1 protein-coding gene is annotated in these 925 nt (G+C 68.0%); it reads right to left on the minus strand.

Going from position 1 to position 925, the window contains the following annotated elements; translation table 11 throughout:
- Window positions 1-925, minus strand: a 925-nt coding sequence (locus A612_RS10255; protein WP_019374401.1) for an FMN-binding glutamate synthase family protein, incomplete at both ends; no start/stop codon positions are given.

Raw genomic sequence — 925 nt, forward strand, 5'->3', positions numbered from 1 at the left:
CAGTACAGCCGGTAGACGCTGTGCTGGTTCTCCAGATCATCCAGGATGGCGCCGAAACGGATGGTCGGCATGACGGCCGAGAGCAGCCGGATGCGCGAGCTGTCGATGCGCCGCACGATGTGGTGCGGCGTGAGCTGGTCCGGGTGCATCAGGCCGGCCGCCTGCAGCAGTTCCTTGAGCGCGTGCAGCGTGTTGGCGTGGTATTGCGCCACGCGCACGGCCTTGTCCGGCACGACGAGCGCCCGTTCGCGCAGCGCGTCCTGCGTGGTGATGCCGGTCGGGCAGCGGCCGGTGTGGCACACCTGCGCCTGGATGCAGCCCAGCGCCATCATGAAACCGCGCCCGCTGTTGCACCAGTCGGCGCCCAGCGCGAACATGCGCGCCAGGTCGAAGGAGTTGATGACCTTCCCCGCCGCGCCGATCTTGATGCGGTGGCGCAGGTTCACGCCGATCAGCGTGTTGTTGACCAGATGCAGGCCTTCCTGCACGGGCGCGCCCATGTGGTCGGAGAACTCGATGGGCGCCGCGCCCGTTCCGCCCTCGGCGCCGTCGACCACGATGTAGTCGGGCGTGATGTCGGTCTCGAGCATCGCCTTGACGATGGCGAACCATTCCCAGATGTGGCCGATGCACAGCTTGAAACCCACCGGCTTGCCGCCCGAGAGCTCGCGCAGCCGCACGATGAAATGCATCAGCTCGACCGGCGTGGAAAACGCGCTGTGGGACGATGGCGAGACGCAGTCCACCCCTACCGGGATGCCGCGCGCGGCGGCGATCTCGGGCGTGACCTTGGCGCCCGGCAGCATGCCGCCGTGGCCCGGCTTGGCGCCCTGGCTGATCTTGATCTCGATCATCTTGACCTGGGGGTCGCGCGCCTGCTGGGCAAAGCGCTCCGGGTTGAAGCTGCCGTCCTCGTTGCGGCAGG

Origin of the sequence: Melaminivora alkalimesophila (assembly GCF_000282995.1) — a bacterium.
GTDB classification, from domain to species: Bacteria; Pseudomonadota; Gammaproteobacteria; order Burkholderiales; family Burkholderiaceae_C; genus Melaminivora; species Melaminivora alkalimesophila.